This window comes from Mesorhizobium sp. M1143 (assembly GCF_040318435.1).
Classification (GTDB): Bacteria; Pseudomonadota; Alphaproteobacteria; order Rhizobiales; family Rhizobiaceae; genus Mesorhizobium.
Genome location: NZ_JAMYMJ010000054.1, coordinates 1 through 24392 on the forward strand (window position 1 = coordinate 1; position 24392 = coordinate 24392).

Sequence of the window (24392 nt, forward strand, 5' to 3'; positions counted from 1 at the left end):
GGGTGGCGGTGTGGTCAGCGCGGCGACGGACTCGCCCTCGCCGATGCCGCTTTGACCGGCCGCGGGACCGGGATCGGTCTCACCGCCTTCGGGCGACAGGCGCTGGGTGAACTTCGTTCCCTCGCCGGCAGGAGCCGGTGCGGGTGCATCGGCCGCGGGCTTGGCCGGCGCCGGCTTTACCAGCGGTTCGGTCGAGACCGTCTTGGTGTCGCCGCCGAGGCCCAGCATCGAGCCAAAGGCATCCTTGTTAAGCCAGATGCCATAGCCACCGCCGGCCACCACCAAAAGCGCGACGACAGCCGCGATCAACCCGCCATAGCTGCGCCTGCGCTCGGCGGGGCGCAGGCGTTGGAACGTGTCCGCCGCCGGCTGCTCGTCATTAGCAAAGACATCGGCGCTATCGTCGTCGGCGTCCAGCTCCGCGGCTTGCTTGTCGATGGTTTCTGCACGCGCCACAGGCGGAGGCGGTGTCGGAGCGGGCCTCTGCCAGCTCGGCTCTGTCCTGGTGGTCGGCGCCGGCTGCACGGGTTTCGCCGGCTGCCAGGCCGGCGCAGGCGTGGCGGAAGGCTTTACATGACTGGACTGGTTCTTGTTGCGGTCTATGGAGGAGAAGATGTGCTCCAGCTCCGCCAGCGGATCGGATGCCGGCAGTGCCCTGGCATAGTCGCGCTCGACGCTCGAGATGGCATCTTCCAGGGATCGCTTCTGCGTGCTTATGGCTTCGGCGGCCAGCGGCGGCGAATACTCCGCAAGCTTCTTCGCCAGCATGGTACGAACGCTTTCATAGATCCGCGTACGCTTTTCGGGCGTTTCGTCGCCGTGCTTGTCGAGCGCCTTTTTCAGAATAGCAACGAAATCTGCCATGCTTCAGTCGACCTGTATTTGTTTCCGCGCCGGCCCCCGCAAATCGGCCGCGATGCCCGGAAAGGCTTCAGAAAACTAGTCTTGAAACGGATCGGTCACAAGTATCGTGTCGTCCCGTTCCGGGCTGGTGGAAAGGAGCGCGACGGGTGCGCCGATCAGCTCCTCGATGTAACGGACGTATTTGACGGCCTGCGCCGGAAGGTCGTTCCAGCTGCGCGCGCCGGCGGTGGTGCCTTTCCAGCCTTCGAGCGTCTCGTAGACCGGCTCGACACGCGCCTGCGCGCCCTGGCTGGCCGGCAGATAGTCGATCGTTTCGCCGTCGAGACGGTAGCCGGTGCAGACCTTGATCTCATCCAGCCCGTCGAGCACGTCGAGCTTGGTCAACGCGATGCCCTTGATGCCGTTGACGGCGACGGCCTGGCGCACCAGCACGGCGTCGAACCAGCCGCAACGGCGTTTGCGCCCGGTGACGACGCCGAATTCGTGGCCACGCGTACCGAGAAATTCGCCGATCTCGTTCTTCTGCTCGGTCGGGAACGGGCCTTCGCCGACACGCGTCGTATAGGCCTTGGTGATGCCCAGGACATAGCCGATGGCGCCGGGGCCCACCCCCGAGCCGGCGGCTGCCTGGCCGGCAACGGTGTTGGACGAGGTGACGAACGGATATGTGCCGTGGTCGATGTCGAGCAGCGTGCCTTGCGCGCCCTCGAACAGGATGCGTTCGCCGGCGCGGCGCTTGTCGTCGAGGATTTTCCAGACGCGGTCCATATAGGGCAGGATCTCATCGGCGACTGAGGTCAGCTCGGTCATGATCGCCTCATGCGTGACTTCGCCATGGCCAAGCCCGCGACGCAGCGCATTGTGATGCGTCAGCAGCCTGTCGACCTTGAGGGGCAGCGTTTCCAAATCCGCCAGATCCATCACCCGAACCGCGCGCCGGCCCACCTTGTCCTCATAGGCGGGGCCGATGCCACGACGCGTCGTGCCAATTTTCGTCCCGGAATTGGAGGCGGCGTCCTCGCGGAATCCGTCCAGCTCCCGGTGCAGCGACAGGATAAGCGCGGTGTTTTCGGCTATTTTCAGGCGGTCCGGCGTGACCTCGACGCCTTGCGCCTTGAGTTTTGCCACTTCCGCGACAAAGGCGTGCGGGTCGAAGACGACGCCATTGCCGATGATCGACAGCTTGCCTTGCCGCACCACGCCCGACGGCAGCAGCGACAGTTTGTAGACCTTGCCGTCGACGACCAGCGTATGGCCGGCATTGTGGCCGCCCTGGAAGCGCACGACCACGTCGGCGCGCTCCGACAACCAGTCGACGATCTTGCCCTTGCCTTCGTCGCCCCATTGCGAGCCGACGACCACCACATTGGCCATGTTTCTTTTCCCTTGAGATGCCGCCCTGGCGGCCTGGATATGGTTCGAAACGACAGGCCTCTATAGCGTCAAGACCTCGCAAGCGCGACCTTTCTTTGCCGTCGAAAATGCCCTGAGGCACAACAATTTTCGGCTTTGACATCATTTACTTGCGTCGGCGGGGGCAATAGGCCGGCAAACACAACTTCCCAGGCGGCCGGAATCCCGCATGCATCGACGCGCCTACCTGTTCCTGCTGCTGACCACCTTGCTGTGGGGCGGCAATTCCGTCGCCGGCAAGCTGGCGGTCGGTCACGTCTCGCCGATGACGCTGGTCTTCCTGCGCTGGGTGCTGGCCGTCGCGATCCTGCTGCCGATCGGCTGGCGCACGATCAGGGAGGACTGGCCGGTGGTGCGCAAACACTGGTTCGTCCTGGCTGCACTTGGCGCCAGCGGCTTCACTCTGTTCAACACCATTTTCTACACCGCGCTCAACTACACGACGGCGATCAATGTCTCGATCGAACAGGCGGCGATGCCGGTCTTGATCATCATTGCCAATTTCTTCTTCTTCCGCCTGCGCGTGAGCTGGGCGCAGATTGCGGGCGTGGTGCTGACCATCTTCGGTGTCATCTTGACTGCCTGCCACGGCGATCCGCGCCGGCTGCTCACATTGGAACTCAATTTCGGCGACGCCATCATGCTGGTCGCGGTCGTCCTCTACAGCGGTTATTCGGTCGGGCTGCGGCTGAAGCCGGTGATGCGCTGGCAGAGCCTGATGTTGTCCCTGGCGATCGCTGCCCTCGTCACCTCGCTGCCGTTCTTCCTGTGGGAGGTCGCCGCCGGCAAGGTTATCGTCCCCGATATCAGCGGCTGGGTGGTCATCGTCTATACCGCGATCGGCGCTTCGGTCATTTCGCAGATCACTTACATCAGGGGCAACGAACTGATCGGCGCCAACCGTGCCGGGCTGTTCATCAATCTGGTGCCGATCTTCGGCACGCTGCTGTCAGTGCTGATCGTCGGCGAGACATTCCAGCTCTACCAGGCGCTGGCGCTCGTCCTGGTGCTGGGCGGCATTTCGCTCGCCGAATACAGCGGGCGCAAGATGGCGGCACCGAACCGCCGCGGATAACATTTGGCTGCTGCCGCGCTGCGCCGCCGTCGCGATAACTGCTGCCGCGCGCCGACCTGGAACATTTTACCTCTGGCGGAGTTTGCTTGCGTGGGAGGCAACAAGATGAGCCATAACCCTCGCAGCACGGCAAGCATTGCCGGTCACCCCATTCATCCAATGCTGATTCCGTTTCCGATCGCCTTCTTTGTCGGCACCTTCGTTTGCGATCTGATTTTCTGGCAGACAGCCGATCCCGGGTGGGTCACCGGATCGCTTTGGCTTCTCGGCGCCGGCCTGATCATGGGCGCCTTGGCCGCTCTTACCGGCCTGACGGATGTCCTCGGCGATGTTCAGATCCGCAATCTCACGCCGGCATGGCTCCATGCCGGCGGCAACGTTCTCGTCGTGCTGATCGAGCTTTACAACTGGTACTCGCGTTATGTCGCTGGAGCGGCGGCCGTGATTCCGACCGGCTTTATCTTGTCGCTGATCGTGGTTCTGGTCCTGCTGTTTACAGGCTGGAAGGGCTGGGAATTGGTCTATCGGCATCGCGTGGGCGTCTCCGACGGCTCAGACGAATTGACCTGAACCGGCCTGTGCGGCGGCCGCCCCAATGATGGGGGAGGACCGCCGCGTCCGCCACGCCGTCAACTACATCGCGTTGACGTCGAACTGCAGCCGCTTGGCCGAGTCGATGGACTTGTGCGCCTTGACCTGTTCCAGCACTTTTTCCGGGAACGGCGCGTCGAGATAGAGCAGCGCAATCGCGTCGCCGCCCGGCCGGTTGCGGCCGAGCTGGAAGTTGGCGATGTTGACGCCGTTCTCGCCGCACACCGTGCCGAGCAGGCCGATAATGCCGGGCGCATCGGCATTGGTTGTGTAGAGCATGTGCTGGCCGACCTCGGCGTCGAGATTGATGCCCTTGATCTGGATGAAGCGCGGCTTGCCGTCGGAGAAGCAGGTGCCGGCGATCGAGCGCGTCATGTGCTCGGTCTTCACCGTCAGCTTGATGTAGCCGTCGAACACGCCCGACTTGTCGCGCTTGACCTCGGCGACGATGATGCCGCGCTCCTTCACCATGATCGGCGCCGACACCATATTGACGTCGGCGACCTGCGGCCGGATCAGTCCGGCAAGCGCGGCACTGATCAGGGCACGCGTGTTCATCGTCGCGGTCGAGCCGTCGAACAGGATCTCGACCTCGTTGATCGGGTCCTCGGTGACTTGGCCGACAAAGGCGCCGAGCACTTCGGCGAGCTTGACGAACGGCTTCAGCCGCGGTGCTTCCTCGGCCGTGATCGAGGGCATGTTGATGGCATTCGAAACCGCGCCCTTGATCAGATAGTCGGCCATCTGCTCGGCCACCTGGAGCGCGACATTTTCCTGCGCTTCCGCTGTCGAGGCGCCCAGATGCGGCGTTGCCACCACATTCTCCATGCCGAACAGCGCGTTGTTCTCCGCCGGTTCGACCTCGAACACATCGACGCCGGCGCCCGCCACCTTGCCGCTCTTCAGCGCCGCGACCAGGTCGGCTTCGACGATGAGCCCGCCACGCGCGCAATTGATGATGCGCACGCCGTTCTTCATTTTGGCGATCGCCGCCGCGTCGATGATGTTGCGCGTCTTGTCGGTCAGCGGCGTGTGCAGCGTGATGAAATCGGCGCGGGCGAAAAGCTCGTCCAGCTCGACCTTGTCGACGCCGAGTTCCTCGGCGCGCTTGTCCGACAGGAACGGATCGAAGGCAACGACATGCATCTTCAGGCCGACGCCGCGCGTGGCAACGATCGAGCCGATATTGCCGCAGCCGATGACGCCCAGCGTCTTGCCGGTGATCTCGACGCCCATGAAGCGGTTCTTTTCCCATTTGCCGGCATGGGTCGAGGCATTGGCCTCCGGGATCTGCCGGGCGAGTGCAAAGATCATCGCCACCGCATGTTCGGCCGTGGTGATCGAATTGCCGAAGGGCGTGTTCATCACGATGATGCCCTTGCGGCTCGCCGCGGGGATGTCGACATTGTCGACACCGATGCCGGCGCGGCCGACGACCTTGAGTCTTGTCGCTGCGTTGATCAGTTTTTCCGTGACCTTGGTCGCCGAGCGGATGGCAAGACCATCATACTGGTCGATGACTTCGAGCAGCTTTTCCTTGTCCTTGCCGAGATCGGGCAAATAGTCGACCTCGATGCCGCGGTCCCTGAATATCTGGACGGCGGTGGTGGAGAGTTTGTCAGAGACGAGAACGCGGGGCGCCATGGCGGCCTCCTTGAACTGGATTGTCGGGAAAGGGCGGCCCGCAGGCCACCACGAAATCTCAGGCTGCGGCCTTCAGCGAAGCCTTCTGCGTGGCGAAGGCCCAGTCGAGCCAAGGCAGCAGCGCCTCGAGATCGGATGTCTCGACGGTGGCACCGCACCAGATGCGCAGGCCGGAAGGTGCATCGCGATAGGATCCGATGTCGTACGCGACGCCTTCCTTGTCGAGCACAGAGACGATCGCCTTGGCGAAAGCCGCCTGCCCGTCGGCGTCGAGCGCCGCGACATCGGCGTCGGTGAAGGACAGACATACGGACGTGTTGGAACGTGTCGCCGCATCGACCGCGAGATGGCCGAGCCATGACGACTTGTCGACAAAGCCATCGAGCACGGCGGCATTGGCATCGGCTCTGGCAATCAACGCATCGAGACCGCCGATCGACTTCGCCCAATGAAGCGCATCGAGATAGTCCTCGACGCACAGCATCGACGGCGTGTTGATGGTCTCGCCCTTGAAGATGCCTTCGATCAGCTTGCCGCCCGAGGTCAGGCGGAAGATTTTCGGCAGCGGCCACGCCGGCTTGTAGGTTTCCAGTCGCTCGACGGCGCGAGGCGACAGGATCAGCATGCCGTGTGCGCCCTCGCCGCCCAGCACTTTCTGCCAGGAGAAGGTGACGACATCGAGCTTCTGGAAATCGAGCCTCTGCGCGAACGCGGCCGAGGTCGCGTCGCAGATGGTCAGGCCTTTGCGGTCGGCTGGAATGAAATCGCCATTCGGCACGCGCACGCCTGAGGTCGTGCCGTTCCAGGTGAAGACCACATCGCGGTTGAAATCGATCTTGGTGAGATCCGGCAGCTCGCCATAGCCTGCCTCGATCCTTCTGATATCGGCGAGCTTCAGCTGCTTGACCACATCGGTCACCCAGCCGGAGCCAAAGCTTTCCCATGCCACCATGTCGACACCGCGTTCGCCGAGCAGCGACCACAGCGCCATCTCGACAGCACCCGTGTCCGACGCCGGCACGATGCCGATGCGGCAATCGGCCGGAACCTGGAGAATTTCGCGCGTCAGCTCGATCGCCTTTTCGAGCTTGGTCTTGCCGATCTTGGCGCGGTGGGAACGGCCGAGCGCAGCATTCTTCAGTGCCTCGACCGACCAGCCGGGGCGTTTTGCGCAGGGACCTGAGGAGAAATTGGGGTTTGCCGGACGGAGTCCGGGCTTCGTATGCGTCGTCATCGTGGTCTATCCTTCCAGATAGTGGCCCCTCGTTGGGGAGGGGTGGCCCACGGACGGCGATATGCGTTCAACCCTCAGGCGTCAAGAGGAAAGTTTTTGTCGCTGACACGATAGGAGCAGTCCGGGATCAGGATTTCGTGACCCCAACCGCAAACGGCGGATCGAAGAGATCCGCCGTCGGGTTTCGTATCTGCAGCCAGCCTACCAGAGGTCGTAGCGCAGCCCGAGCTTGACCGTCTGATAATTGATGCCCTTGTGGATGTTGAAGGCGCCGCTGTCATAAGCGACGTATTTGGCGCCCGGCACCGAGAAATATTCGTAGCCAAGGTCAACCGACACGTTCTTGGCCACCTGATAGGAAAGACCGCCACCGATCGAATAAGCAAGGTTGAATTTGCCCTCCTTATCCGTTGCACCCTCGTAGCCGGCCGGATCATCACAAGAGAACCCGCCCGTGCCGGACGAATTGGGGGCCACTTCCACGCAATCCTTCGCCCCAATGCTCCTGTAATATTTATTGTATGCGACACCGACCCCTCCGCCAAGATATGGAGTGATTCCAACATAGGTGCCGAGATCCACATAGCCATTGGCCATGATGCTGTAGCCTTTGTTGGAAGCATTGTCGGAAAGATCGCATGCCTGCGTCGCCGCGACGGAATTGATGGTGCCAAAACCGTCGTCCACAAGCGTATGGCCGTCGCAAGTGGCTGCCAACTTGGCGTGTTCCCCGAATTTGTCGGTCGGAAGAATCCCGCCGTTCAGCTCGACCCGAAGATAGTCGTTGATATGATACCCCATACCGAAACTGCCTGTGAAAAGGCTGCTCTCATCGGTAAAGCTGTTAAGCGGGCCGGTTGTCGCTTCCTCATGCTCGAAGGGATGGCTGAACGCGTAGCCGACATCGCCGCGCAGATACCAGCCCGAGCCGACCTCGACCGGTTGATAGTCCGGCGCCTGATCGACATAGATCGGCGGATCGTAGTCCGCGGCTTGCGCCGGCGTCAGCAGCGCAAGCGCGAGTGCGGCAAGTGCCGGCGCTGTCAGCAATTTGAAATTCATGGGTCCCCGGCTCCTGAAATTGGCGCTCTTCATTTTGATCGCAAGCGCCGTTTCAGTGGGCATTGTTAACCATAGTGGTTAAGTGCGGGTTAAGGATAACGCGACGTTACCGATTTGATTTCGATAGGCTTTCTCTCCGCACGCCGCAGCCTGGAAGTGCACCGCAATCGGCAAACAAAAACCGCCCGGCATGGCCGGGCGGTTCGCAAATTCCAGGATTTCGAAGCGACTACTTGGTGTAGACCGGCTCCGGTTCGGGAACGTAGGGCTCCGGCGGCGGGGCGCAGTCCGACCGGCCGAACTGGTAGCGCAGGCCGCCGCGCACTTCGTGCACGTTGATGCCGCGATCGAAGCCCGGGCCGACATCGCTGTCGGAGGCGTAGTTGAACATCTTGCCACCATTGATGTGGCTGTAGCGATAGCCGAGATCGAGCTTGACCCGGTCGGTCAGGCAGTAGGAGGCGCCGGCCATGAGGGCATAGGCAAAGCGCCAGCCCTTGCCGCCGCTGTGCTCGAAGGAGCCATCGAGATCAGTATTGTGCAGCGTATCCCACTTGACCCAGGCACCACCGATGCCGGCGCCGACATAGGGCGTCACGCCGTGCCAGGTGCCGATATCGACATAGGCATTGGCCAGGAGCAGCATCGCCGAATAGGACGATGTGTCGACGGAGGTACAAGCTATGCCGCCGCCGCAGAAACCATTGGTCGAGCCGCGGAAATTGGACTTGCCCATCCAGTCGAAGGTCAGATCGGTGCGGAAGTACCGGTTGACCTGGTAACCGACACCGGCGCCGGCCGAAAAGGAACTCTTCAACTTGCCGGAGGCGAACGAACCGGGGAGTTGGGGCGGTGCCGGGCTGTAGGTGGTGTAGTCACCACCGCGGAACTTCGACCAGTGATAGTCGATGTCGCCACGGATGTACCAGCCGCCGAAATCGGCCGGCTGCTCGTAGGCGATCGGCGCCGGCGCCTCTTCGACCACTGGCGGCTCCGCCAGATCGGCGGCGAATACTGGCCCGGCCACGCCTGCGAACAGCGCGGCAAGGAAAGCCATTTTTGCTGCATTGAACATGTTTGTCACCCCTGAGAACCCGTCGGAACTTTGAATCCGCTCGAATGTGTTTGACCTCAGTTGTGGATAATGGATTGCAAAAGTTAAAACGCGTTTAACCCTGTCGATTAACCACGAATTCTCGACATTTTAGCGAACGGCCTCCGCCGGCATGACGCTGGGACCAACCCTGGCCGAAACAAAAAGCCCGCCTGCAGGCGGGCTTGAAGTCTTGAGCCGGCAGTTCGCCCCTGCCGTTGGAGGCAGCGCAATCAGGCGGCGCTGCGCGTTTCCGAAATGATGTCGACGATGTCGTTGACCACGGCCTCGACCAGCTGTGGGTCGTCGCCCTCGGCCATGACGCGGATCAGCGGCTCGGTGCCGGAGGGCCGTATGACCAGGCGGCCGGCCTTGCCAAGACGGTTGCGCGCATCTTCGATCGCCGCCTTGACCAAGGCTTCTTCAAGCGGCTTGCCGCCGGCGATGCGGACATTCTTCAACAGCTGCGGCACCGGCTCGAATTTCTTCGACAATTCGCTGACCGGCCGGTTCTGCCGCTTGATGCAGGCCAGCACCTGCAGCGCCGAGACCAGCCCGTCGCCAGTGGTCGAGAAATCGGACAGCACAATGTGGCCCGACTGCTCGCCGCCGACATTCAACCCATGGGCGCGCATATGCTCAACGACATAGCGGTCGCCGACCTTGGTGCGATGCAGCTGCAGCTTCATGTCGCCAAGGAAGCGTTCGAGGCCGAGATTGGACATCACCGTCGAGACGACGCCGCCGCCGGCCAGTCGCCCGCTCTGGTGCCAGGACTCGGCGATCAGCGCCATGATCTGGTCACCGTCGACGATGGTGCCGTTCTCGTCGACGATGACGACACGGTCGGCATCGCCGTCGAGTGCGATGCCGATATCGGCGCGCACTTCATGCACCTTCTTCTGCAGGCCGGCCGGATGGGTCGAGCCGCATTCCTTGTTGATGTTGAAACCGTTCGGATCGACATTGATGGCAATGACCTCGGCGCCCAGTTCCCAAAGTGCGGCAGGCGCCACCTTGTAGGCTGCGCCATTGGCGCAATCGACGACGATCCTGAGACCCGACAGCGACATCGAGCGCGGCAGCGTGCGCTTGGCGAATTCGATGTAGCGGTCATGCACGCCGTCGACGCGCTTGGCGCGGCCGAGCCCGTCGGAATCGGCGAGCGCCAGTTCGATATCCTTGTCGAGCATGCTCTCGATGCGCTCCTCGATCTCGTCGGAGAGCTTGTAGCCATCGGGACCGAACAGCTTGATGCCGTTGTCGTAATAAGGGTTGTGCGAGGCCGAGATCATGACGCCGATATCGGCGCGCAGCGAGCGTACCAGCATGGCGACCGCCGGTGTCGGGATCGGGCCGAGCAGGAACACATCCATGCCGGCCGCGCACAGGCCGGACACCATGGCGTTTTCGATCATGTAGCCGGACAGCCTGGTGTCCTTGCCGAGCACGACGCGGTGGCGATGGCTGCCGCGCTGGAACGACAGGCCGGCGGCCATGCCGACCCGCATCGCGATCTCAGCCGTCATCGGAAACTTGTTGGCGCGCCCGCGAATGCCGTCGGTGCCAAAATAACGTCCTGCCATGCTTGCCAGAATCCCCGTCGGTTTTCAGCCGGCTCGTAATGCCACAATTGGTCCGAGCCCGACTATCACATTGTGTGATTGTATATTACCAATTCTTAGAAAATCATTGTAGCAGGCTGTTCGGAGCGTTGGCAGCGTATCATGACACGGTGTTGCCGCAATATAACATTCACACTGGGCCACACTGCGCAGATTGGGCCGGTAAGCCGGACTGTTGGAGGGGCAGATCGCAAGGGTCCATCACCTTATCGGGAGAACGCCGTTTAGCATCTGGCGCAGCCTAGCGTTGAGAGCTATTGATTGACACAGATACAACCTATGGGCGCAGCAACGGGAGAACGCCATGCTCATCCACCGACTTGCAACTTTGACGGGTCTTGCCGTCGCAACCTTGTTCATGGCGGCGCCCGCCAGCGCGCTGACCATGGCCCAGTGTAGTACCAAGTATAATGCCGCCAAGGACGCCGGCACGCTGAACGGGCAGACCTGGAATCAGTATCGGAAGGCCGAGTGCGGCACCGACGCGGCGGCCACCACCGAGACCGCAAAGCCGGCGGCCAAGAAGGCCGCTGCGGCCAAGACGGACACGACCAAGGCCGCCGCTGCTGATGATGGCGCCAAGGGTCTGACGGCCAAGGAATGCAGCGCTAAGTACCAGGCTGCCAAGGCCGCCGGTACGCTCAATGGCGCAAAGTGGAACGACTTCCGCAAGACCGAATGCGCCGCCGGCGCATCCGCCGCGGCAGAACCGGCCACGACCAAGGCCGCAGCCACAACCGACGATGGCGCCAAGGGCCTGACGGCCAAGGAATGCAGCACCAAGTACCAGGCGGCAAAGGCCGCCGGCACGCTGAACGGCGTGAAGTGGAACGACTTCCGCAAGGCCGAATGCGCCGCCGGGGCCTCGGCCGCGGCAGCACCCGCCAAGGCAACCACCAAGGCAGCTGCCGACAGCAGCGGCAAGGGCCTGAGCATGGCCGATTGCAGCTCCAAGTACCAGGCTGCCAAGTCTGCCAATACTCTGGGCGGCAAGAAGTGGAACGACTTCCGCAAGGCCGAATGCGGCGCAGGCGCAGATGACGACGACACCGTGCCCGCTCCGAGCGAGGCGACCTATACCAGCGAGCCCGAGAAGCCCTCGGTCACCGCTCCCAAGGGCGTGAAGTTCCCGGCCGCGATCTCGAAGAAATACGCCGGCGAGACGCCGGCCAAGGGCCGCATGCACACCTGCCTCGAGCTCTACTACGCCAATAAGGATGCCAACACGCTGAATGGCCTGCGCTGGATCCAGAAGGGCGGCGGCTTCTACAGCCTCTGCAATGCCAAGCTGAAGAGCTGATCGCGTAGCAATATTCTCCAGACAGAGGCCCGCGCATCGCAGCATGCGCGGGCCTTTTTATTGCGCTCGAACACACCCGGTGTTGATCGACGTCTACATATCGCGGAAGCTGTCGGCATCATCTATTCGCCCACACTGCCCACCCCAGACATATCGGTGGTTCGCAAAGATTCCAATTGAACATATGCAGAACAAATGGTATACAAAAGGACATCGAACTTTTGTCAACCAGGAGGGTCTTATGTCCAGATTGAAATTGGCGGCATTGGCTGTGACGGCATGGATTGCGTGGAGCGTCACCCCTGCAAGCGCACTGACAATGAAGGAATGCGGCGAGGCCTATCGCACAGCCAAGGAAGGCGGCACTCTGAACGGCATGGATTGGACCGCTTTCCGCACCGAGAAGTGTGCGACGTCAGCTGCGGAGAGTGCCAATGCGGATGCGGTCAAAACCGAGCCGCAGCCGCAGAAGGAAACCAGCGCGGCGGTCGCCCCCGCTGTAGCGCCGACGGGCGTGACATTCCCGACCACCCTCGCCGCCGAATTCAAGACCGAGAAGCCCTCGAAGGCGCGGATGAAGACCTGCCTGCAGGGCTACCACGGCAACAAGGACGCGGGTACGTTGAACGGCCTTCGCTGGATCCAGAAGGGCGGCGGCTATTACAGCCTCTGCAACGCCAAGCTGAAGAGCTGATCGACCAGCAGCGTTTGAAGATCGAAGGCCCTCAACCGCAAGGTTGGCGGGCCTTCTCTTGGGTCTTGCCCCGTCAAGCGCCTTGTTTCGAGAGCTGGAGCAGTGCGACCAGGCTTGTAAGATCGGCATTGGCCTGGCCGGCAGCCACCCCGCGCTTCATCAGGCTTTGCATCGGCAAGACGAGTTCGGTGCTGACGTCAGCCGACCTGCTGGCATCGATGAGATTGACGTAGGCATCAACCTGCATGCCCAGGTTGGAAACGACATTGCTGGTGTGATCGCCACTGTCGATCTGTTCCGCCCACTTCGGCAGCAGGCCTTGCATCGACTGAAGCCAGGAGGCCAGCAGCGGCATGAACTCGCCGGCCGGGATTCCTGCTGCGCCCGTCAATGCCAACGCCTGCAGAACGCCCGCGAACATGCCGTACATGCCGGTCAGAAGCGAGATATCATAGAGCGGCGCGAGGCCAGCATCCTCACCGAGGAATTTGCTGGTGCCGAGCGCTCCGAGCTGCCCCGAACAGGCATCGAACGCCTGGCGCGAACCGCTGTAGAGAATCAAGGCGTGCGGCCCGCCGATCATCGGCGGCACCGCCATGATGCCGCCGTCGATATAGCTCGCGCCCTGGCTCACCGCCCAGCCCGACATCGCCCGCGCCTGCTCGGGCGTGCCGTTGGTGAGATTGACCAATGTGCGGCCCGACAGCGCGTCTCGGCTTGGGCCGAGCACCTCACGAGCGGTGTCATAGACAAGCAGGCACGCCACGATCAGTGGACTCGATCTGACGGCTTCCTCGACACTCTTGGCCACAATGGCGCCCTTGGCTGCCAAAGCCTCAGCCTTTGCCGGAGAACGGTTCCACACCGTCACCGCATGTCCCTGGTTCAGAAAGGCTTCGGCAAGCGCCGTGCCCATGGCGCCGAGACCGATCACTGTTATGTCGCTCATTCTGCTTCTCCTTGGTTTGGTTGCGCGGTTACGCCGGTGTCGGGCTCAGGTCCTGGCCAAGGCCACCGTCCACGGTCAGCCGCGCGCCCGTGGTGAAGGTCGCGTCGAACGCCAGGAACAGCACTGCGCGCGCCACCTCCTCCATCGTGCCGTGGCGCTTCATCGGCGTGACCGCGTCGCCGATCGCCATGAAGGCGGCCCGCTCCTCGGCCGAGGCGTCGGCCACACCCATCGTCGGCGTATCGATGAAACCAGGGCTGACCACATTCACGCGGATGCGGCGCGGCAGAAGCTCGGCGGCCAGGACCTTGGCGAAGGCGCGCAGTGCCGCCTTCGATCCGGAATAGACGCTCATGCCGCCGGTGCCGGATTCGTCGGCGATCGACGAGGTGAAGACTATGGCGCCACCATCGCTGATGAGGGGCAGCAGGCGCTGCGCGGTGAAGAAAGCGCCTTTGGTGTTGATGTCGAAGGTGCGATCGTGACTGTCCTCGGTGACCCGCTCCACGGGTTCGAGATTGGCCACCCCGGCATTGACGTGAAGGAAGTCAATCTGGCCAAGCTTCTGCCCCACTTCGGCACCGAGCGTGACGATATCGGCCATGTCTGAGATATTGGACCGCACGACATGAGCTCGCGAAAGCAGCTTGGCTCGCGCGGCCTCGATGTTGCGCTGGTCGCGGCCGGTGACCAGGACCTCGGCGCCGCTTTCGGCTTCGGCAACGGCGAGCCCCATGCCGTGCGTCCCGCCGATGACAACGGCCTTCTTGTTTGCGTATCGTGTCATGATCCATCCGTTTTTGACAAAATCCGGCCGCCGACGGCCTTTGCAGGTCGAAGCGAGGTACCGATATGATGTTGTGGTGTTCGCCGATGCCGGCGAGCTGGTTTGAAGCTATGGACCGGCTTGGTTTTTCTCAAGTACCGACAAAAATGTAAGCTACCCACCGATTGCTCAGAATTGGATGAAACATGGGAAAGAAACAGCCAGATAGTTGCGGATTGGGGCCGGCGCTGGAGGTCATCAGCGGCAAATGGAAGGCGCTACTGCTCTGGCAGATTCACAAGGCGCCGGCACGATTCGGTGAGCTGAAGCGGCTGGTGCCTGACATCAGCGAAAAGATGCTGATCCAACAGCTGCGCGAAATGGAGGCCGACGGCATCGTCCATCGCGAAATCTTTCCCGAGGTGCCGCCGAGGGTCGAATACTCGATTACCGAATTCGGCATCGAGCTGGACAATGCCCTGATCCCGCTGGCCAGATGGGGCAAGCAACATGCTGGCCGGACTGACGGTGTGCGCCCCGGCAAAGCAAATGCATCCGCCCCGCATGCTCTTTGATCAACCCTGAACAGCAAAACGCCGCGGATCGAAGCCGCGGCGTTTTCTTGGATCACATGATGTCAGCTCAGCTCGACGGCTGAGGCTCCATGCCGCCTTCGGGCTCGGGACCCTTCTTGCGGCGGCCGGACTTCGGCACAGCCGAGCCGCGGCTTGTGGGGGTATCATCCCCCAAATCTCGCGCGGGCTTCTGCCCGGCGATCAGCTGCTTGATCTCTTCGCCCGAAAGCGTCTCGTATTCGAGCAGGCCCTGCGCCAGAGCGATCCATTCCTTCTTCTTCTTGGTCAGAATGGATTTGGCCGTGACATAGGCCTCGTCGATCAGGCGGCGTACTTCGGCGTCAATGATCTGCGCAGTCTCTTCCGAGACGTTCTGCGTGCGCGCCACCGAATGGCCGAGGAAAACCTCTTCCTGGTTGTCGCCATAGGCGACGTGGCCGAGCTTGTCGGAGAAGCCCCAGCGCGTGACCATGGCGCGCGCCAGCTTTGTCGCCTGCTCGATGTCCGAGGACGCGCCGGAGGTGATGTTCTCCTTGCCGAACTTGAACTCCTCTGCGACGCGGCCGCCCATCATGATGGCAAGCCGCGAGATCATGTATTTGTAGCTCATCGAATAGCGGTCGCCTTCCGGCAGTTGCATGACCATGCCGAGCGCGCGACCGCGCGGGATGATGGTCGCCTTGTGCAGCGGATCGGCCGACGGCACGTTGAGCGCCAGGATGGCGTGGCCGGCCTCGTGATAGGCCGTGAGTTCCTTTTCGGCCTGGGTCATGGCCGACGAGCGGCGCTCGGCGCCCATCATGATCTTGTCCTTGGCGTCCTCGAACTCGGCCATGGTGACAAGGCGCTTGTTGCGGCGCGCCGCCATCAGAGCGGATTCATTGACAAGGTTCATCAGGTCGGCGCCCGAGAAGCCCGGCGTGCCGCGTGCGATCACCTTGAGGTCGACATTCGGTGCCAGCGGCACGTTGCGCACATGCACCTTGAGGATCTTCTCGCGGCCGACGATGTCGGGGTTCGGCACCACCACCTGGCGGTCGAAGCGACCCGGACGTAGCAACGCCGGATCGAGCACGTCGGGCCGGTTGGTGGCGGCGATCAGGATGATGCTCTCGTTGGACTCGAAGCCGTCCATCTCGACCAGCAGCTGGTTCAGCGTCTGCTCGCGCTCGTCATTGCCACCGCCGAGGCCGGCGCCGCGATGGCGGCCCACAGCGTCGATTTCGTCGATGAAGATGATGCAGGGAGCATTCTTCTTGGCCTGGTCGAACATGTCGCGGACACGGCTTGCGCCGACGCCGACGAACATCTCGACGAAGTCGGAACCCGAAATGGTAAAGAACGGCACATTGGCCTCGCCGGCGACCGAGCGCGCAAGCAGCGTCTTGCCGGTGCCAGGAGGGCCGACCAGAAGCACGCCGCGCGGGATCTTGCCGCCGAGGCGCTGGAACTTCTGCGGATCGCGCAGGAACTCGACGATCTCTTCCAGATCTTCCTTGGCCTCGTCGACGCCGGCGACATCCTGGAAGGTGACGCGGCCATGCGCCTCAGTGAGAAGCTTGGCCTTCGACTTGCCGAAACCCATGGCGCGGCCGGAGCCGGACTGCATCTGGCGCATGAAGAATATCCACACGCCAAGGATCAGGATCATCGGCAGGTAGGAGATCAGATAGCTGAACAGCGAGTTGGAACCGTCCGACTCAGGCCGCGCATTGATGGTGACGTTCTTGTCCTGCAGCCGCGAGACCAGCTGCGGATCGCCAGGCGAATAGGTCTGGAAGCCATTGGCGTTGTCGGCGTAGGTGCCCGTGATGCGGGCGCCGGCGATGACCACCGTCTTGACCCGGCCGGCCGCGACCTCTTGCAGGAACTGCGAATAGGGAACGTCGGTCGAGGCCCCGCGAGTCTGCGGCGTCTGGAACAGATTGAAGAGAGCAATGAGCAGGACCGCTATGATCGCCCAGAGCGCGAGATTGCGATAATTCGGATTCATCAATTGTCCCGTTGGTGCCCGCTGGGACACGCGTCATGAGAGGAAACTTGCGCCTAACATAGGGAGAGCGCCCCCCCTTGCCAAGCATAACAGCACGTCTGGGTTAAGCTTTCGCGCCATGATCAACCGGCACTGTGGCGGCCAAAGGGCAAGCCGGGACAGGCGGTGCGCCGATCAACTCGGCCACGGCCTGCGCCAACACCAGATCGAAGCACGGCAGAAAACGGGCAAAGGGCGCAACGGCGGGACTGACGGCGATTGCCGCCGCCGCCGCTACATCCCCTGCAAAACCAAGGCATTCGCCGCCGCGCCATAGCGCCGGTTCCGCAGCCAGGGCGGCGCGCACAAGGCTTGGCGGCGCTCCATCCCCGGCAATCGGCGTTCTGGCGGCGGCAGCGGCGCCAAGCGGGGCGATCAACCATGCACCCGGACTGTCGCCCAATGTGATCGCCCCGGCTTCGATGTCTGGCGTGATCCGCCGGCGACCGTCCCTCAGCCGAGTGCCAGCTATCGGCGCGGAACGCGGCAGGTCGCGCGATTCACGGCGCAGGAAGATGCCGTTTCGCCTGATATCGACGACCGCCCGCGACAATGTGGCGCAAAGCCGACCGGCCCGCATTTGCTCGAACAGCGCTTCGCCGCGCGCCTGGTCCGGCAACAAGGCGGTGCCGCCCGTCGCCGCCAGCAGGACACGCAGCGCATAGACCGAGGCTCGCGTGTCGTCAGCTTCGGCAAGACCGGGATCGAGACGGATGAGACCCCTCGCCGGCCGGCTGGCAAATTCACCGATCAGGGCGGCGGCGCGGCGACCGAGTTGTTCGCGCTCGCCGGCGGCCCGCCTGGCCAGGCCGATCGCTTCGGCAAAACGCTGCCCGCTCCGGTCTTCGCCGAGCACGGCGCGGATGCGCGGGCGTTCGAAATTCGTGTCGATGTTGGTCGGATCCTCGACCCAGCCGACATGTTCGCGCTGCAGGAAGGCGCGCAACGCCGCGCGCCGAGCGCCGAGCAGCGGCCGCGCGATCCAGATCCGCCAGTCATAGAGGGTGGCAGGCGCCATGCCGGCGAGACCTCGGCCTGCAAGCTCTCGCCCGTCATTCCGCGCGGCTCGCATCAGGACGGTCTCGGCCTGGTCGTCGGCGGTGTGGCCGGTTACGATCACACCAATGCCTTGCGCCTGCGCTGCCTCGGCCAGCAACCGGTAGCGCGCCTCGCGTGCCGCCGCGGGCAGGCCGGCCGACGGCTTGGCGCCGTACCAGTTGAGCGTCCGGTGCGCGATGCCGCGCTCGGCACAAAGCTTTGCCACGCTGCGCGCTTCGGCTGCTGCTTCCGGACGCAGGCCGTGGTCGATCGTCACCGCCAGCAGCCGGGCTGTCGGGGCGCTGCGGTCGAGGTGAGCCTTGAGGAGAAGAAGGAGGGCGGTCGAGTCGCTGCCGCCGGACACGGCCGCAAGCGCGCCGTTGGTAAAGTCGATCTGCGAAAAATTCGAAAGGTCAGGCTCGGTATCGAGCATCAATGCATGTCGCGCAAAAGTGGTCCCGGTTCTGGGACAACACGGCAAAGACTAGCACGCCGCCAGCGCCCTCTCCTGCTTGACGCGTTCCTTGAGCGCGGCCGAAATATCGGGATAGCGCTTGCCGATCTCGCCGAAGGTGGCGCAGGCGACATCCTTCTGCTTGAGGCCGACCAGCGACACGCCAAGCTTCAGGAGCATGTCAGGCGCCTTCTTGGCCTTCGGATAGTCCTTGCTGGCGGAGAGGAAAACCTCGGCAGCGTCATGATACTTCTGCTGGCCAAGCAGCGATTCGCCAAGCCAGTAATGCGCGTCCGCCGCCTTGGCGTCCTTCGGGAACCGGGCGATGTGGTCGCGAAAACCCTGCTCGGCGGTGCTGTAGTCGCCCGACAGGATGAACTGGTAGGAGTTGCGGTAGATCTCTTCCGGGTTGTTGGTGGCAGGCAGCGCCGCCACCACCGTGCCGTCCGACTTGCCGGTCTTAGCCCCGGCAGCCGGCGCCTCGGCGGCGGGAGCCGCACCTTCCGCCGGCGCCGCTGCCTGCGTGTTGCCGCCGGCGTCGATTACATTGCCGTTCTTGTCGACGGTGATGGTGCCGAAGGTCTTGGGCGGCGTGCCGTTGATCACCTTGCCGGGATCGCCGGTCTGCGATTCGACGATGACCTCGCCGACGCTCTGGCCGCCATCCGACTGCGCGCCGGCATCGGCCGGCGCCTGGTCTGCCGGGGCCTCGGCGACGCCGGTGCCCGCGCCACCGTCCTGCGGCGCGGCCTCCGATTTCTTCTGGGCCGGCGGCTGCCCGCTGGAGCCGCCTTCCAACTGCTGGAAGCGGAACTCGTTGTCTTCCTGCTGCTTGCGCATCTGCTCCTGCATCTGCAGGATCTGGAAGTTGAGTTCCTCGAGCTTGCCGTTCATCTGCCGGAGCTGATCTTCCAGCCCCGCGGCGGGGGTGCCGTCCTGCTGCTGCGCGATCTGTTGCTGCTCCGGCTTCTCCTTCTTGCCGAAAATGCCGAGCGTCGGCAGATGGAAGGAAAAGCCGCTATCCGCGGGTTGTCCGGTGCCGCTCGCAGAAGCCGCGAAGCCTGATACGAGCAGCAGCGCAAGCGTGCCGCTCAAGACCGATCTGAAATGCATGTGCCTCTCGCCGTGAATATCGTGAGCCTGTTCGCGCCTTCCGATCACAGTGGGACCGGCACGACGCCCTCGGCTCTTAGCAGGAGGCGAGACTTCGGCCAAATTTTGTTTCCGGGTTTGTTTCCGGGACCGAAACTGAAAAAGGCGGCCACAAGGCCGCCTTTCGCATGGAAGTGTTGCAATTATGCGACTAAGGCCGCCGTCTTACTCATCAGGAGCCGGCGCCGGAGAGCGTGGTGACGGCGCGGCGATTCTGCGACCAGCAGGAGATGTCGTCGCAGACCGCGACCGGACGTTCCTTGCCGTAGGAAATGGTCTTCAGGCGGCTCGCCGAAACGCCCCTGGCGACCAGGAAGTCGCGGGTGGCGGCGGCGCGGCGGGCGCCGAGAGCCAGATTGTATTCACGCGTGCCGCGTTCGTCGGCATGGCCTTCGACGACGATGGCGTACTGCTTGTACTGGTTGAGCCACTGCGCCTGGCGCGACAGCGTCGTCTGCGCATCGGCGCGGATCGCGGTCGAGTCCGTGTCGAAGAAGATGCGGTCGCCAATGTTGACGGTGAAGTCCTGCGCCGAGCCCGGCGTTGCCGCACCCGCGCCATTGAGACCGAGATCGGCAGCGTTGTTAGGGGTTTTCTTCGAGGCGCAACCGGTGATGGCGAGCATCGCGATCAGGGCGATCATCGCCGGGTTTCTGGTAAGTGCTGCGATACGGCCCATGCCGCCTCTCCTTCGTATTCGAGTGACTTCGTTGATCACCCAGTAACCACGTTTGGGTTAACCGGCATTCAAGAAACACGGTTAAAATTTGGTTTCAGCCGCCGTCCCCAGCCAAAATGACCTGATGCCACAATGGTCGCGGACCGTAGGCGGAAATGCGGCCAAAACGCGACTTTGGCGTGAAAAAAGCCCCAAAACGGGGCTTTTAAGGTAGTGTTGCCGAGTTGCAACGAAGCGAGCGGGCCAGGCCGAAACTTAGTTACTCCAGCAGCGGCGACCACGCCGGGTCGGAAGCAAAATTCGCGGTCGGGATCGACTGTTCGTTGCGGCCGGTGAGATCGACGGAAACCAGTTTTGGGCCGCCGGCGGAGTCGCGGAAGAACATCAGCACGCGGCCGTTGGGCGCCCAGGTCGGTCCCTCCTGCTGGAAGCCCGAGGAGAGGATGCGCTCGCCCGAACCGTCGGTCTTCATGACGCCGATCTGGAATTCGCCGCCGGTCTGCTTGGTGAAGGCGACGAGGTCGCCGCGCGGCGCCCACCCCGGCGGCGAATAGACGCCGGCGCCGAACGAGATGCGGGTCTGGCCCGAGCCGTCGGCGCCCATCACATAGATCTGCGCGCGGCCGCCACGGTCGGAAGTGAACACCACCTTGCTGCCGTCGGGCGAATAAGACGGCGAGGTATCGATCGCCGTCGAATTGGTGAGCCTGGTGGTCGAGCGGCTGCGCAGATCCATGGCAAAGATGTTGGAATTGCCGTCGTCGCGCAGCAGGCTCATGATCACCTTCTGGCCGTCGGGCGAAAAGCGCGGCGCAAAGGTCATGCCGGGAAAATTGCCGACCAGTTCGCGCTGCCCGGTCTCGATCTGCAGCAGATAGACCCGCGGCTGACCGCTTTCGTACGACATGTAAGTGATTTCCTGCCGGTTGGGCGAGAAACGCGGCGTTAGCACGATCGAGCGGCCATCGGAGAGATAGCGCACATTGGCGCCGTCCTGGTCCATGATGGCGAGCCGCTTCTTGCGCGCATTCTTGGCGCCGGATTCGTCGATGAAGACGACGCGTGTGTCGAAATAGCCCTTCTCGCCGGTGAGCTTCTCATAGATCGCATCGGCGATGATGTGGGCGACACGGCGTTGATTTGCGTCGTTGGCGAAAAACTGCTCCCCGGCTATCTGCTGGTTGCCAAAAATATCCCATAGTCGGTACTGGGCGCGGATTCGGCCGTCCGCCTCCTTGCTCACGCTGCCGGTGACCAGCGCCTGCGCATTGATCACCTTCCAGTCGTCGAAACGGGGCTGCGCATCCGGATTGGCGATCTTCTCGATGAAGGCGTTCTTGTCTATCGGTGCGAAGAGACCGGAGCGCTTCAGGTCGGCGGTGACGATCTCGGAAATCTGCGCGCCGAGCCCTCCCTGGAAATCTGGGATGGCGATCGGCATCGGTTCGACATTGCCTTTGTTGACGTTGAGCTCGAGGGTTGCTCGAGCAGGCAAGGTGACGACGGCGTTCATGCCCATCGCCATCGCGGCGACCATCAGGAGCGGCTTGAGGATGGATTTCATGTCTTCTCGCTTCTCTTGCTGATTTCTGGGTGCTCAGGCTACAGGCCAAGCATCGCTCTGGGATCGAAGTTGACGCGAACGTCGGACCAAATGTCATGCTTTCCGGCGGGCACCTGCAGGCCGGCGACATCGCATTTCTGCACAGCGCGAACCGCGCTGCTGTCGAACTGGGGGTTGCCGCTGGACTTCTCGACGGTCGGACGGCCCTCCAGCTTGCCGGAGGCATCCAGGCTGAAACGGATCACCACGGTGAAATCCTCAGAACCCTCAAGCCCAACCGGGAGGGTCCAGCAGCCACCGAGTTGTTCTTCCAATGCCCCTTGCTCGGACTTCGACAGCTTCTGGCCTTGATCCTTGTCGCCGCCTAGCGATGCTTGCTGGGTCGAGCGCTTAGCGCCGCCGCCGGATGGCTTCTGCTTGTCGAGCAAAGCCTTGATGTCAGCCTCATTGAACTGCTTGTCATCCGACTTCGGCTTCGACGAGGCTTCCTTGACTGGCTTGTCAGCGTCCTTGCGGTCCGGTGCCTTGGCGCTTTCGGCCTGCGCCGGCTGCGGCTTCGGCCGTGCTTCGGGAGCAGGAGCGGAAGTCGGAAGCTGCGCTTCTTCCAGAGGCTGCTGATCCGATATGGCTTCGGCGACCGCGTCGGGCTTCACGCGTGGCTTCGGCTCTATGGCGGCGGTCGTGTCCGGCTGCGGTGTTGGTGCAGGCTCCTTCACCGGGGTCGGCTTCGGTTCAACCTGCTTCACCGGCTCGGGCTTGACCTCTTCCTTCGGCTGCGGCTCCGGCGCCACCTCCGTCGCAGGTGTCGGCTTCGGCGCTTCCTTTGGCTTCGGCGTGTCCTCGGTCTTCGGCTTTTCGGTCGGCGTCGGCGCCGGAGCAGCCGTCGCTGTTTTCTCCACCGGCTTCGGCTTGGGATCGTCCGTCACCGGCTTGTCGGTATCAACGCTGTTCTCGCCGATTTTCTGTGCATCTGGCACGATGTCGGGACGCTTGGTCGGCATCGGCGCCGGCTTTTCATGCATCACCGCCTTCTTGTCGCCCTGCAGCGTCTGCGCAATGGCTTCCATGGGAACGATGTCGACCGCTATCGACTCGACATCCGTGGACGGCAGCGCGGCCGGCGCCGACAGGGTGAACAGGCCGAAAGCCAGTGCCACCGTATGCAGTATCACCGATGTGGTGAGGCCGGTCTTCATCGTGCGTCTACTGATCCTGTTGCTGCAGTGAAATCAGGCCGATATTCTTGTAGCCGGCGGCCTGGATGAGGGCCATGACCTCCATCGCGGCACCATAATTGGTCGCCTTGTCGCCGCGGATGAAGATGCGCTCTTCGTAGCCGGTCTTGGAAATCGCCTGCAGTTTGGCGACCAGCTCTTCCCTTGGGATTTCGGTCTCCTGCAGGAAAATCTTGCCGGCCGCGTCGATCGAAACGGTGATCGGCTGGGTGTCGGCGTTCATAGCCTTGGCCTTCGTCTCCGGCAGGTCGACCGGCACGCCGACCGTCAGCATGGGTGCGGCGACCATGAAGATGATCAAGAGCACCAGCATCACATCGACCATCGGCGTGACGTTGATTTCCGACATCAATGCATGGTGGCGGCCGCGCCGCCTGTGTCCGCGTCCGCCGCGTCCTGCCATGCCAACCGACATACCCATCTTCTTACCTCAGCCCTTAGGCGCTACTTTTTCATCGATTTGGCGCGAGAGTATGGCGGAGAACTCGTCCGAGAACCCTTCCATCCGCACCGCGATCTTGTTCGCGTCGGATGACAGCTTGTTGTAGGCGATAACCGCTGGAATGGCGGCGAGCAGACCGATGGCCGTTGCCAGCAGCGCTTCGGCAATGCCGGGTGCGACAACCGCGAGACTGGTGTTCTTCGAACCGGCAATCGCCTGGAACGAGGTCATGATGCCGATGACGGTTCCGAATAGGCCGATGAAGGGTGCGGCCGAACCAGTGGTGGCGAGAAAGCCGAGACGGCCCTCCAGCTTCTCCATCTCGCGCGTCAACGCCAGGTCCATCGCCTTGTCGATGCGGGTCTGCAGGCCGAGCGGCGATTTGGCCCCCTTCTCGAAGCTCTTCTTCCATTCGCGCATGGCGGCGACGAAGATCGCACCCATGCCCGTGGTCTTGCGGTCGGCAAGCGTGCGATAGAGCTCTTCCAGCGACTGCCCCGACCAGAACACCTGTTCGAAGCGATTGAGCGACAGACGCATGCGGGCATAGCTGACCAGCTTGTCGACGATGATCGCCCAGGTCCAGACCGAGGCGCAGAGCAGACCGATCATGACCAGCTTGACCACCCAGCTGGCCTGTGTGAACAGCGCCCAAATCGACAATTGCGCTGCCGGATCGGCGAGTGCGGTAGTTTCCATGCTTCAGTCCTTAAGATTTTCCGGGCATCGCTGGCGGCTGGCCCATGGGCATCCCTTGTGGTCCGTTCGCGCTTGGCTTCCGGATTAACCCCAAAATGCACCGTTGGCGGCCTTTTCAGGGCAAATATTGGTGAAAGGAAGGCGCGCGGATTCTTCCAATCTTCACCGATCTCTTCATGAACCGTTATGGTTAAGGATGGGTTAGGAAATAT

21 protein-coding genes and 1 pseudogene are annotated in these 24392 nt (G+C 62.7%); 5 read left to right on the plus strand and 17 right to left on the minus strand.

The features are described 5' to 3' along the window. Together NKH35_RS26130 and NKH35_RS26135 are read right to left on the minus strand one after the other, a co-directional pair. Nucleotides 1–864, minus strand: a pseudogene (locus NKH35_RS26130) (hypothetical protein); the annotation flags it as partial. A 75-nt stretch (nt 865–939) separates the two neighbouring features. Beyond that, on the minus strand, nt 940–2238 hold the full coding sequence (locus NKH35_RS26135; protein ID WP_023684197.1) for an adenylosuccinate synthase: 1299 nt from the start codon (nt 2236–2238) through the stop codon (nt 940–942). 208 nt (nt 2239–2446) lie between these two features. Between NKH35_RS26135 and NKH35_RS26140 the strand changes: the two genes are divergently transcribed. Further along, complete coding sequence (locus NKH35_RS26140; RefSeq protein ID WP_352765332.1) at nt 2447–3352, plus strand: DMT family transporter; 906 nt, start codon at nt 2447–2449, stop codon at nt 3350–3352. Nucleotides 3353–3457: 105 nt separating this feature from the next. Continuing rightward, nucleotides 3458–3922, plus strand: coding sequence for a DUF2231 domain-containing protein (locus NKH35_RS26145; protein ID WP_352916889.1), 465 nt, complete (start codon nt 3458–3460; stop codon nt 3920–3922). A 63-nt stretch (nt 3923–3985) separates the two neighbouring features. Here the strand turns inward: NKH35_RS26145 and serA are convergent, their stop codons facing one another. The 5 genes from serA to glmM form a co-directional block, all read right to left on the minus strand. After that, nucleotides 3986–5587 (minus strand): phosphoglycerate dehydrogenase, encoded by a 1602-nt coding sequence (gene serA / locus NKH35_RS26150; protein ID WP_352765333.1) that lies wholly within the window; start codon nt 5585–5587, stop codon nt 3986–3988. A 58-nt stretch (nt 5588–5645) separates the two neighbouring features. Then, nucleotides 5646–6821 (minus strand): phosphoserine transaminase, encoded by a 1176-nt coding sequence (locus NKH35_RS26155; protein WP_352916874.1) that lies wholly within the window; start codon nt 6819–6821, stop codon nt 5646–5648. Between the two features lie 201 nt (nt 6822–7022). Beyond that, entirely contained in the window at nt 7023–7883 is an 861-nt protein-coding gene (locus NKH35_RS26160; RefSeq protein ID WP_502906999.1) for an outer membrane protein, read from the minus strand. A 229-nt stretch (nt 7884–8112) separates the two neighbouring features. Beyond that, nucleotides 8113–8958 carry an outer membrane protein gene (locus tag NKH35_RS26165; RefSeq protein WP_023673590.1) on the minus strand — a complete coding sequence of 282 codons (846 nt, stop codon included), beginning with the start codon at nt 8956–8958 and terminating at the stop codon, nt 8113–8115. 251 nt (nt 8959–9209) lie between these two features. Further along, the gene (glmM, locus tag NKH35_RS26170; protein ID WP_023704880.1) at nt 9210–10562 is read right to left on the minus strand and encodes a phosphoglucosamine mutase; all 1353 of its coding nucleotides are present in this window, start codon (nt 10560–10562) and stop codon (nt 9210–9212) included. A 343-nt stretch (nt 10563–10905) separates the two neighbouring features. Here glmM and NKH35_RS26175 point away from each other — a divergent pair, with 343 nt between their 5' ends. Both NKH35_RS26175 and NKH35_RS26180 read left to right on the plus strand, forming a co-directional pair. After that, nucleotides 10906–11901 (plus strand): hypothetical protein, encoded by a 996-nt coding sequence (locus NKH35_RS26175; protein ID WP_023806567.1) that lies wholly within the window; start codon nt 10906–10908, stop codon nt 11899–11901. Nucleotides 11902–12142: 241 nt separating this feature from the next. Further along, complete coding sequence (locus NKH35_RS26180) at nt 12143–12595, plus strand: hypothetical protein (RefSeq protein WP_023744990.1); 453 nt, start codon at nt 12143–12145, stop codon at nt 12593–12595. 73 nt (nt 12596–12668) lie between these two features. On the opposite strand, the gene NKH35_RS26185 is transcribed toward NKH35_RS26180, so the two are convergent. Further along, nucleotides 12669–13544 carry an NAD(P)-dependent oxidoreductase gene (locus NKH35_RS26185; RefSeq protein WP_023736875.1) on the minus strand — a complete coding sequence of 292 codons (876 nt, stop codon included), beginning with the start codon at nt 13542–13544 and terminating at the stop codon, nt 12669–12671. Nucleotides 13545–13572: 28 nt separating this feature from the next. Continuing rightward, nucleotides 13573–14331, minus strand: coding sequence for an SDR family oxidoreductase (locus NKH35_RS26190; protein ID WP_352916879.1), 759 nt, complete (start codon nt 14329–14331; stop codon nt 13573–13575). A 215-nt stretch (nt 14332–14546) separates the two neighbouring features. Here NKH35_RS26190 and NKH35_RS26195 point away from each other — a divergent pair, with 215 nt between their 5' ends. Continuing rightward, a complete protein-coding gene (locus NKH35_RS26195) occupies nt 14547–14885 on the plus strand; it encodes a winged helix-turn-helix transcriptional regulator (RefSeq protein WP_352916881.1) in 339 nt (112 codons plus the stop codon). Nucleotides 14886–14952: 67 nt separating this feature from the next. Here the strand turns inward: NKH35_RS26195 and ftsH are convergent, their stop codons facing one another. The 8 genes from ftsH to tolQ form a co-directional block, all read right to left on the minus strand. Beyond that, the gene (gene ftsH, locus NKH35_RS26200; protein ID WP_023673598.1) at nt 14953–16878 is read right to left on the minus strand and encodes an ATP-dependent zinc metalloprotease FtsH; all 1926 of its coding nucleotides are present in this window, start codon (nt 16876–16878) and stop codon (nt 14953–14955) included. Nucleotides 16879–16981: 103 nt separating this feature from the next. Further along, entirely contained in the window at nt 16982–18388 is a 1407-nt protein-coding gene (gene tilS / locus NKH35_RS26205) for a tRNA lysidine(34) synthetase TilS (protein WP_352916882.1), read from the minus strand. A 51-nt stretch (nt 18389–18439) separates the two neighbouring features. Next, complete coding sequence (gene ybgF / locus NKH35_RS26210) at nt 18440–19522, minus strand: tol-pal system protein YbgF (protein WP_352916884.1); 1083 nt, start codon at nt 19520–19522, stop codon at nt 18440–18442. A 211-nt stretch (nt 19523–19733) separates the two neighbouring features. After that, entirely contained in the window at nt 19734–20240 is a 507-nt protein-coding gene (gene pal / locus NKH35_RS26215; protein WP_023684182.1) for a peptidoglycan-associated lipoprotein Pal, read from the minus strand. A 259-nt stretch (nt 20241–20499) separates the two neighbouring features. After that, the gene (gene tolB, locus NKH35_RS26220) at nt 20500–21804 is read right to left on the minus strand and encodes a Tol-Pal system beta propeller repeat protein TolB (RefSeq protein WP_352916886.1); all 1305 of its coding nucleotides are present in this window, start codon (nt 21802–21804) and stop codon (nt 20500–20502) included. Between the two features lie 38 nt (nt 21805–21842). Continuing rightward, the gene (gene tolA / locus NKH35_RS26225; protein WP_023733017.1) at nt 21843–23000 is read right to left on the minus strand and encodes a cell envelope integrity protein TolA; all 1158 of its coding nucleotides are present in this window, start codon (nt 22998–23000) and stop codon (nt 21843–21845) included. Between the two features lie 7 nt (nt 23001–23007). Then, a complete protein-coding gene (gene tolR / locus NKH35_RS26230; RefSeq protein WP_023673843.1) occupies nt 23008–23460 on the minus strand; it encodes a protein TolR in 453 nt (150 codons plus the stop codon). Nucleotides 23461–23469: 9 nt separating this feature from the next. Beyond that, nucleotides 23470–24180, minus strand: coding sequence for a protein TolQ (gene tolQ, locus NKH35_RS26235; protein WP_023673844.1), 711 nt, complete (start codon nt 24178–24180; stop codon nt 23470–23472). Nucleotides 24181–24392: the final 212 nt, after the last annotated feature.

What these genes read in the sequence shown, in the direction of transcription:
- NKH35_RS26135 (WP_023684197.1), bottom strand. Translation starts at nt 2,238, where the DNA reads ATGGCCAATGTGGTGGTCGTCGGCTCGCAATGGGGCGACGAAGGCAAG.
- NKH35_RS26140 (WP_352765332.1), top strand. Translation starts at nt 2,447, where the DNA reads ATGCATCGACGCGCCTACCTGTTCCTGCTGCTGACCACCTTGCTGTGG.
- NKH35_RS26145 (WP_352916889.1), top strand. Translation starts at nt 3,458, where the DNA reads ATGAGCCATAACCCTCGCAGCACGGCAAGCATTGCCGGTCACCCCATT.
- serA (WP_352765333.1), bottom strand. Translation starts at nt 5,587, where the DNA reads ATGGCGCCCCGCGTTCTCGTCTCTGACAAACTCTCCACCACCGCCGTC.
- NKH35_RS26155 (WP_352916874.1), bottom strand. Translation starts at nt 6,821, where the DNA reads ATGACGACGCATACGAAGCCCGGACTCCGTCCGGCAAACCCCAATTTC.
- NKH35_RS26160 (WP_502906999.1), bottom strand. Translation starts at nt 7,883, where the DNA reads ATGAATTTCAAATTGCTGACAGCGCCGGCACTTGCCGCACTCGCGCTT.
- NKH35_RS26165 (WP_023673590.1), bottom strand. Translation starts at nt 8,958, where the DNA reads ATGTTCAATGCAGCAAAAATGGCTTTCCTTGCCGCGCTGTTCGCAGGC.
- glmM (WP_023704880.1), bottom strand. Translation starts at nt 10,562, where the DNA reads ATGGCAGGACGTTATTTTGGCACCGACGGCATTCGCGGGCGCGCCAAC.
- NKH35_RS26175 (WP_023806567.1), top strand. Translation starts at nt 10,906, where the DNA reads ATGCTCATCCACCGACTTGCAACTTTGACGGGTCTTGCCGTCGCAACC.
- NKH35_RS26180 (WP_023744990.1), top strand. Translation starts at nt 12,143, where the DNA reads ATGTCCAGATTGAAATTGGCGGCATTGGCTGTGACGGCATGGATTGCG.
- NKH35_RS26185 (WP_023736875.1), bottom strand. Translation starts at nt 13,544, where the DNA reads ATGAGCGACATAACAGTGATCGGTCTCGGCGCCATGGGCACGGCGCTT.
- NKH35_RS26190 (WP_352916879.1), bottom strand. Translation starts at nt 14,331, where the DNA reads ATGACACGATACGCAAACAAGAAGGCCGTTGTCATCGGCGGGACGCAC.
- ftsH (WP_023673598.1), bottom strand. Translation starts at nt 16,878, where the DNA reads ATGAATCCGAATTATCGCAATCTCGCGCTCTGGGCGATCATAGCGGTC.
- tilS (WP_352916882.1), bottom strand. Translation starts at nt 18,388, where the DNA reads ATGCTCGATACCGAGCCTGACCTTTCGAATTTTTCGCAGATCGACTTT.
- ybgF (WP_352916884.1), bottom strand. Translation starts at nt 19,522, where the DNA reads ATGCATTTCAGATCGGTCTTGAGCGGCACGCTTGCGCTGCTGCTCGTA.
- pal (WP_023684182.1), bottom strand. Translation starts at nt 20,240, where the DNA reads ATGGGCCGTATCGCAGCACTTACCAGAAACCCGGCGATGATCGCCCTG.
- tolB (WP_352916886.1), bottom strand. Translation starts at nt 21,804, where the DNA reads ATGAAATCCATCCTCAAGCCGCTCCTGATGGTCGCCGCGATGGCGATG.
- tolA (WP_023733017.1), bottom strand. Translation starts at nt 23,000, where the DNA reads ATGAAGACCGGCCTCACCACATCGGTGATACTGCATACGGTGGCACTG.
- tolR (WP_023673843.1), bottom strand. Translation starts at nt 23,460, where the DNA reads ATGGGTATGTCGGTTGGCATGGCAGGACGCGGCGGACGCGGACACAGG.
- tolQ (WP_023673844.1), bottom strand. Translation starts at nt 24,180, where the DNA reads ATGGAAACTACCGCACTCGCCGATCCGGCAGCGCAATTGTCGATTTGG.